This is a genomic window from Microvirga sp. 3-52 (assembly GCF_018383585.1).
In the GTDB taxonomy this organism is placed as follows: Bacteria; Pseudomonadota; Alphaproteobacteria; order Rhizobiales; family Beijerinckiaceae; genus Microvirga.
Genome location: NZ_JAHAMK010000012.1, coordinates 109,688 through 116,789 on the forward strand (window position 1 = coordinate 109,688; position 7,102 = coordinate 116,789).

Here is a 7,102-nt window from a genome sequence, read left to right on the forward strand (position 1 = left end):
ACGCGACCAAGCCCGGCATCCGGCTCGCTTCCCCTGGCGCGTCGTGCGGGCCCGAAGGGCCGCGTCAGCGCAAGATGGATCCGGTTTTCCCAGTCGAACGATGCCGTCAGCCAAGAAGGGAGGTCATATGAATGCCAAAAGTGGATGCCAAACTTGGTTTCCCCTTTCGGGTTCGATGCTCTGGCATCGAGACGCTTCGACCAAGGAAAGACAGTCCATGCTTCGCATCTTCTCCCTTGTCGTACTGACAGCCTTCGCCGTTCCGTCCCATGCGACGGAGATCTCTCGCGACGATCCGCTCATTGCCCAGCAGCAACAGGCTCCGCAGCAGACCCCGAAGCGTGATTGCGAAAGGAAACGGGACGAAGGCGTGAGCTCCTAAGGCTGCGATACGGACAGCTGCTCACTGTCGGCAGATTCGGGAAAGACCTTGCGGGCATCGTCGCCGGACCGGATCTGACGGCGCAGGGCAGCGTTGAGCTCAGCCCCGAAGATGAAGATTGCGGCTGAGATCTGGAGGAAGATCAGGGCCGTCAGGATGCCTGCGAGACCCGCATAGGTCGATTTCAGGTGGGTCATGTTGGCGAGGAACTCGCCATAGAGGCTCGCTCCGGCGAGCCAGAGGACTAGGGTCGCCGCGATGCCGGGCGCCACATCCCACGAGCGCGGGCGGGTATCGGGCAGCCAGAGATGGGTGGCGGACAGGCCTACCACCAGAACGATGGACGCTAGGCCGTAACGAACCACGTCATAGGTCGGGCCGAGGCCCTTGAGATCCGGCATGTAGGACAAGGCCCAGCGCCAGATCGACGGCCACAGGACGACCAGGACCGAGGAGGCGACGAGCGCCCCCGCGCCGATCAGGATAAATCCCACACCGATGAGCCTTGCCTGCCACCAGGGCCGGAACCGCTCGACACCGTAAGCCCGGCACAGGGCGACCCGGAGGCTCTCGACGCCGTTGGTGGCGACGAGCAGCGTCAGGACGATGCTGACCGTCAGCACGTTCCGCCGTGGGATCAGGACCTTGTCGGCCTCCCGCGCCAGGGGACCGGCGACCCCTTCGGGCCAGAAATCGAAGAGCAGGTGGACGATATGGGTCGAGATACGCCCGGCCCCGAGAAAGGCCGCGAGAGCGGCGACGCAGATCAGGAACGGAAACAGGGCAATGACGAGCGAGAGGGCCACATGGCTTGCCATGGCCAGGCCGTCGTTGCGCGCAAAGCTTGATCCCGCGTCGGCCATGGCGACGAAGATCGATCGGGCGCGGGGCGGGAGAGAGATTAGTCGCATGGTGGGCTTGGCAAGCGTGGATCCGCAGACCGTGCGAACGGCGTTGCGCGATCCGTTCTCTTGATGCGGTCAAGAGCGATGCATGGCAAGGCCCATGGTGTCCCGCCCATGGTGGGGTCCGGCCATCCCCTACGAGATCCGGCTCCGGGCCTCGTTCGCCAGGCGGATGAGCATCGGGCGCACCTCGTGCGGTCCCGTCAGGGTCTTCGGGAAGGATAGGCGCAGGATTTCGTCGCTCAGGGCCATCTGGACGCCTTCGGGATCGATCCCGATCAGATGCCATGCACCCTCGCGGGCACCACAGAGCTGGGTGGCATAGAGCGCGACCGCGTCGCTGTGCTCCACGTTCATGTGATCGACGGCCTCGGCTTCGAAGTCGTAGAAATCGAAAAATCCGGACATGTCGGTGAGGAGGTCCTCCGCGGTCATGCGATAGGCCCGGCCGAAGCCGCCATTGAGGCTGCCGGATGCGACCTTGAGGCGCCAGAAGCTGAAATCCGGAAAGTCTACATAGAGCTCGGCCTTGGGATGCTGCACCAGATAGCGGCGGCGGATGCTTTTCACATCCTCCGCCTCCCGGTCGAGCCGTTCTGCCGTGGCCTGCACGGTCAGGCGCGGATGCGCGAGCGGATCCCCCTTGCCGATGGAGGAGAGAAGCAGGGAGCAGCGCGAATCAGCCTCCATCAGCCTAGTGTGCATCGAGAGCTGCGAGGTGAGAATGACGGGAGAGCCGTCGAGATCCGTTCCCACCTGAACGAGGCTCGCAAACGGCATGCCGCTTTCAGCCTCGTGGGTGGCAAGCGCACCGGAGCGGGCGGTGCGCATCAATCTTTTTGCAAGGGAGCGAGCTTCGTCATCGACGGGCAAAATCGGGTCCTTCGCCATCTCGCATCCTCCGGCTCTCGGCGTCAGGGTTATACACCCTGACGATGCCGTTCGCGAAGCGCCTCGAACCGGACGAGCTGGTCCGCTTTGAGGCTGCGGTCCTCGTTGCGGCCGACGAAGACCTTGAACATCACGCCGCCGTCCTCGTTGACGAACTGCACCGAGCAGGAGCGCTTGCCGAAGAACGGCCGGTCGATGAAATAGACGAACCGGCAGCGGTCCATCCTCAGATGCCCGCCGATCGGACTGTCGCCGTGGATGTTGAAATAGCCGCGGCCCAGGGTGCCGGGCGGAACGTTGCCCTTGCACTCGAAGACCCCATCGCGGGTGTGGACCACGAAGGTGATCTCGCCCCAGCCCGTCAGCTCCTGCCAGATCTCCTCGAAGCCTGTGCCGGCGACGCGTCGAGCATTCTCCGGACTCAGGCAGTCCAACACGGCCTGCATGGGAATACCGCGCTCCTCCGCGACCGTTTCGAGAATTCCATCCGGCCTTGCCGCGAGATCCTGCCGGATCAGGTCGTCCATCGATGACATCGTGCTCACTCCGCCGCCGTGGGCATGCGGCCGATGGTCTGGATGATCTCGAAGCCTTCGAATTCCGGATGCGAGAGAGTCATCGGCTTGTCCGTGCCGCTACTGGCGCGGATGTGGGAGATGCGGAATTGCTCGGAGCGTGTCCAGGCTTCGAAATGGGCCTGAGAGATCCAAAGTGTATACGAGGAATAGAGCACGTGGTCCTCACGCTCCGGCCCACGCAGCATGTGGAATTCGATGAAGCCGTCGAGCTCGTGCAGGGAACTCTCGCGGGTCAGCCAGCGCTGCTCGAACTGTTGGGTGACGTCCTTCAGGACCTTGAAGCGGTTCATGGCGATGAACATCGAAAACTGTCTCCGTGCCGGGTGGAATGGTTCGGGTCTTGCAAGTGTCACGACTGCCCCCGGCCGGAAGCCGGAGCGGCCATGATCCGGCTGCGCCACGATCGGAAGGGCGAGGGGTGACGTCGACGCGCGGGGACCTTCGCGCAGGAAGGTCCCCATCCCGACGATCCCGGTCTTTCACATCGCTATTCTTGCCGATTGGCTGGCTTGCGCAGAAGTCGGCTCCGCACTGGCTGGCTATCTCGCCCTCTCTGTGTAGAGAAGGGTTTACATCCGATATCCAAATCAAGTAACTGCGTCAACATCAACTCTGATGAACGTAGTTTTACACCATTCTAAACTACGAATACTCATGAGATAACCATATTCGCCAAGTTAGAATAAGTAAAATCTGGAGACAGCCGTGCGCGACCCGTCTTCGCCCGTGGACATCAAAAGCGACCGGGCGATGCCCGCTAAAGAGATCGACGTCGCCAGCCTGCTCGGGGGCGGCCGCGAAGTGGTTCTCGTTCACAGGGGCGAGCGCTACCGCCTGCGGATCACGGCCAACGGCAAACTGATCCTCACCAAATAGAAAGCCGCCCTCATGCCCGTCCTGTCACGCCGCACGCTGCTCCTGACACCGCTCATCCTGCTCGCTGCATCGCGGCTTCGCGCCGAACCCGCGCACCGCATCGTCAGCGTCGGGGGAGCCGCCACGGAGATCCTTTACCGCCTCGGCCGCACCGATGAGATCGTCGGCGTGGATTCCACGAGCCTGTATCCCGAAGAGGCGCTGAAAACAAAAGCCAATGTGGGCTACGTCCGTGCGCTCGGAGCGGAGGGGATCCTGTCTCTCAACCCCACCCTCGTCATCGCCTCGGAGGGAGCAGGGCCGCCCGATGCCCTGCGCCTGATCGAGCAGGCCGGGGTTCCGATCATCCGCATCACGGACGAGCCGAGCCCGACGGGAATTGCGAAGCGGGTGGAGGTGATCGCCAAGGCGGTGAATGCCGCCGAGAAGGGCGCCGCCCTCATCGTCGAGATCGAGAGGGGGTTCGCCCGGTTGGCCGAGGCCCGGGCGCGGGTGACGCGACCGGCCAAGGCGCTCTTCGTCCTGTCGCTCCAGAACGGGCGGCCGCTCGTCGGTGGGCAGGGAACGACCGCCGATGCCATGTTCGCGCTCGCCGGCGCCACCAACGTCGCATCGTCCCTTACCGGCTGGAAGCCCCTGTCGGACGAGGGCCTGATCGCGGCGGCTCCGGAAGCCGTCGTGATGATGAATCACGGTCCCGGCGGCGCGGCGTCCGATCCCTTCACCTATCCCGCTTTCGCGGCGACACCCGCAGCGGCGCAGCACCGTCTCATCGTCATGGATTCGCTCTATCTTCTCGGCTTCGGCCCTCGCACGCCCGCCGCGGCGGGCGAGCTGATGGTGGCGCTGCATCCCGATCAGGTCGTCGCAGCCAAGCCATGACAGCGCTAGCCCTGGAGCGGGACGATTTCCGCTCCATCCTGCACGATCGCAGGATGATTCTGTTCACGGCGCTCGCGGTGCTGCTCGTCCTGGTGAGCTTCCTGGGCCTGGGCCTCGGCGCAACGGGCGTCCCGGTGTCCCGCATCCTCTCCGTCGTGGCGGACGCGCTGACCGGACGCGTCGCGACGGGAGGTGATGCGCTGATCATCCTGCAGGTGCGCCTGCCGCGCCTGCTGCTCGGGCTGCTGATCGGAGGGGCGCTCGCCTCCTCGGGCGCCCTGATGCAGGGGCTGTTCCGCAACCCGCTGGCCGATCCCGGCCTCGTGGGCGTCTCGGCCGGAGCGGCGCTCGCCGCCGCCGCGACGATCACCCTCGGCGACAGGCTGCTCACGCCGCTCCTCGGTCCCCTACCCTTCAGCGCCCTGCCTGTGGGTGCCTTCGCGGGCGGCCTGCTGACCACGCTGGGCCTCTATCTCGTGGCGACCCGCAGCGGGCGCACCTCGATGGCCACCATGCTGCTCGCCGGCGTCGCCTTCGGGGCGCTCGCGGGTGCGGCCATGGGCCTGTTCTCGTATCTCAGCGACGACCGGCAATTGCGCGACCTGTCGTTCTGGTCTCTCGGCTCCTTGAGCGGCGCGACCTGGACGAAGGTGACGGCCGTAGCGCCCTTCATCCTGCCGACTCTTCTCGCCATGCCCTTCGTGGCGCGGGGCCTGAACGCCCTGTCCCTGGGCGAGGCAGAAGCCTTTCATCTCGGCGTGCCGGTACAGCGGGTGAAGGCCATCGCGATCCTGCTCGTGGCGATCGCCGTCGGGGCGTCCGTTGCGGCTGCCGGCATGATCGGCTTCGTCGGGATCGTCGTGCCGCACGTGCTGCGCCTTGTCGCAGGCGCCGATCACAGGATGCTGCTGCCGGCCTCGTCCCTTCTGGGAGCAGCGCTGCTCGTCGCCGCCGATACGGTGGCGCGCACCATCGCGGCGCCGGCGGAACTGCCCATCGGCATTCTCACGGCCGCCATCGGCGCGCCGTTCTTCCTCTGGCTCCTGCTCCGTCGCCAGGGAGGCGTCGCCCTATGAGTCCGCTTCTGGAAGCAAAAGGCATTTCCTACCGCAGCGGCGGACGCATGCTGATCGAGGCCGCCGACCTGTCCATCGCAGGCGGCTCCTTCACCATCGTCATCGGCCCCAACGGTGCCGGCAAGTCGACGCTGCTGCGCGTCCTGTCGGGCGAGATCTCTCCGACGGAAGGCGAGGTTCGCTTCGATGCCCGACCCCTGCGCTCCATTCCACCCTGGCGCCTCGCGCACGGCCGGGCGGTGATGCCGCAGGCCTCGGACCTCAGCTTTCCCTTCACGGTCTTCGAGGTCGCCTGCCTCGGGGTCGAGGGCATCGGGCGTGGGTTGTCGCGCGGCGAGCGGCAGCGCATCGCCCTCGATGCGCTCGAGCAGGCCGACGTGGCGCATCTCGGCCACCGCAACTATCAGACACTCTCCGGTGGAGAGCGGCAGCGGGTTCATTTCGCCCGCGTGCTGGCGCAGCTGCAGGCAGGCCGGACCGTCGAGACCCGGCAGGTGCTGTTTCTGGACGAGCCCATCGCCAGCCTCGATCTCAGACATCAGCTCGCCCTGCTGCAGACAGCGAAGAGCCTCGCGCAGGACGGGCTCGCGGTCGTGGCCGTGCTGCACGACCTGCAGCTCGCTGCCGGCATCGGCGATGATCTCGTCCTCATGCGTGGAGGCCGCCTCGTCACCCGCGGCCGGCCAGAGTCGGTTCTTACGCCTGAATTGATCACGGAGGTTTTCGGCGTGAGCCTGGTCTCGCCCATCTTGCCGCCGAGCCCCTGGACGCTGGCCCCTACGGCGACGCGTCCCCTTGCAACAGGAGCGCCCTGAGAGACCGGCCGGACGTTCATCTCCATTGCGTCGCCGCCTTGTGCGGGGATCGCGATGGCCTGATGGGCCGGTCCTTCGGACATGCCTTTGCATCCCTCCCTTTGCAGAGTGGCGATTTTAGGCTTGGTCTCGGAAGTCGAGGGAAGCGCGGGACGTGGATGTGCCTCGCCGCTCCAGCGGAGCGCGCGAAGGGAGTCGGGACGGGAGATCCGCCCGGACGGGAAGCCAACCCGCCTCCCGCGCACGGCTTTTNGGCTTGGTCTCGGAAGTCGAGGGAAGCGCGGGACGTGGATGTGCCTCGCCGCTCCAGCGGAGCGCGCGAAGGGAGTCGGGACGGGAGATCCGCCCGGACGGGAAGCCAACCCGCCTCCCGCGCACGGCTTTTCGGCCCTGAGCCTCGCGCTCCAGCCCGTCAGGGACGAACCCTCAGAGGGCGCTACGGCGCGGCTTGTCGCGCAGCCCCAGGTGCGCCGGTGCCGGCGAGGCTTGGAAGGCCAGAGACAGGCGCCTGCCCGAACAGGTCGTCTGCCCTGCATCCTCCACTCAGGCCCCTGACTGCCAGAGGGTGCGACTCCCCTGACCTGTCAGAACCGTATCCGGTCTCCTTCGACCGACGCCTCGGGCGCGTCCCTCGTGAGACCAGACCTCCAACCCATAGCCAAGCTTAGGACGATTGTCAAGAACAAAGCGAGAACAT

Annotated in this window: 9 protein-coding genes; 5 read left to right on the top strand and 4 right to left on the bottom strand. The window is 65.8% G+C overall.

Annotated elements, in window-relative coordinates; translation table 11 throughout:
* The first annotated feature begins 217 nt into the window (after nucleotides 1–217).
* Nucleotides 218–382, top strand: a complete 165-nt coding sequence (locus KHP60_RS11905) for a hypothetical protein (protein WP_213564296.1) — start codon at nucleotides 218–220, stop codon at nucleotides 380–382.
* On the opposite strand, the gene KHP60_RS11910 is transcribed toward KHP60_RS11905, so the two are convergent.
* From KHP60_RS11910 to KHP60_RS11925, 4 genes are all read right to left on the bottom strand, one after another.
* A complete protein-coding gene (locus KHP60_RS11910; protein ID WP_213564298.1) occupies nucleotides 379–1,293 on the bottom strand; it encodes a YihY/virulence factor BrkB family protein in 915 nt (304 codons plus the stop codon). The genes KHP60_RS11905 and KHP60_RS11910 overlap by 4 nt on opposite strands.
* 129 nt (nucleotides 1,294–1,422) lie before the next feature.
* The gene (locus KHP60_RS11915) at nucleotides 1,423–2,178 is read right to left on the bottom strand and encodes a HugZ family protein (protein WP_213564300.1); all 756 of its coding nucleotides are present in this window, start codon (nucleotides 2,176–2,178) and stop codon (nucleotides 1,423–1,425) included.
* Nucleotides 2,179–2,207: 29 nt separating this feature from the next.
* The gene (hutX, locus tag KHP60_RS11920) at nucleotides 2,208–2,714 is read right to left on the bottom strand and encodes a heme utilization cystosolic carrier protein HutX (protein ID WP_213564313.1); all 507 of its coding nucleotides are present in this window, start codon (nucleotides 2,712–2,714) and stop codon (nucleotides 2,208–2,210) included.
* A 5-nt stretch (nucleotides 2,715–2,719) separates the two neighbouring features.
* Nucleotides 2,720–3,058, bottom strand: coding sequence for an antibiotic biosynthesis monooxygenase (locus tag KHP60_RS11925; RefSeq protein ID WP_213564316.1), 339 nt, complete (start codon nucleotides 3,056–3,058; stop codon nucleotides 2,720–2,722).
* A gap of 403 nt (nucleotides 3,059–3,461) precedes the next feature.
* Between KHP60_RS11925 and hemP the strand changes: the two genes are divergently transcribed.
* The 4 genes from hemP to KHP60_RS11945 are packed head-to-tail and all read left to right on the top strand — an operon-like array spanning nucleotide 3,462 to nucleotide 6,405.
* Nucleotides 3,462–3,632: a hemin uptake protein HemP gene (hemP, locus tag KHP60_RS11930; protein ID WP_311924976.1), complete on the top strand. Its 171-nt coding sequence runs from the start codon at nucleotides 3,462–3,464 to the stop codon at nucleotides 3,630–3,632.
* 12 nt (nucleotides 3,633–3,644) lie between these two features.
* Nucleotides 3,645–4,514, top strand: coding sequence for a hemin ABC transporter substrate-binding protein (locus tag KHP60_RS11935; protein ID WP_213564318.1), 870 nt, complete (start codon nucleotides 3,645–3,647; stop codon nucleotides 4,512–4,514).
* The gene (locus KHP60_RS11940) at nucleotides 4,511–5,590 is read left to right on the top strand and encodes an iron ABC transporter permease (RefSeq protein WP_213564321.1); all 1,080 of its coding nucleotides are present in this window, start codon (nucleotides 4,511–4,513) and stop codon (nucleotides 5,588–5,590) included. Before KHP60_RS11935 ends, KHP60_RS11940 begins: the two co-directional genes overlap by 4 nt.
* Nucleotides 5,587–6,405, top strand: a complete 819-nt coding sequence (locus KHP60_RS11945; RefSeq protein ID WP_213564323.1) for a heme ABC transporter ATP-binding protein — start codon at nucleotides 5,587–5,589, stop codon at nucleotides 6,403–6,405. The genes KHP60_RS11940 and KHP60_RS11945 overlap by 4 nt, the downstream gene beginning before the upstream one ends.
* The last annotated feature ends 697 nt before the right edge of the window (nucleotides 6,406–7,102 follow it).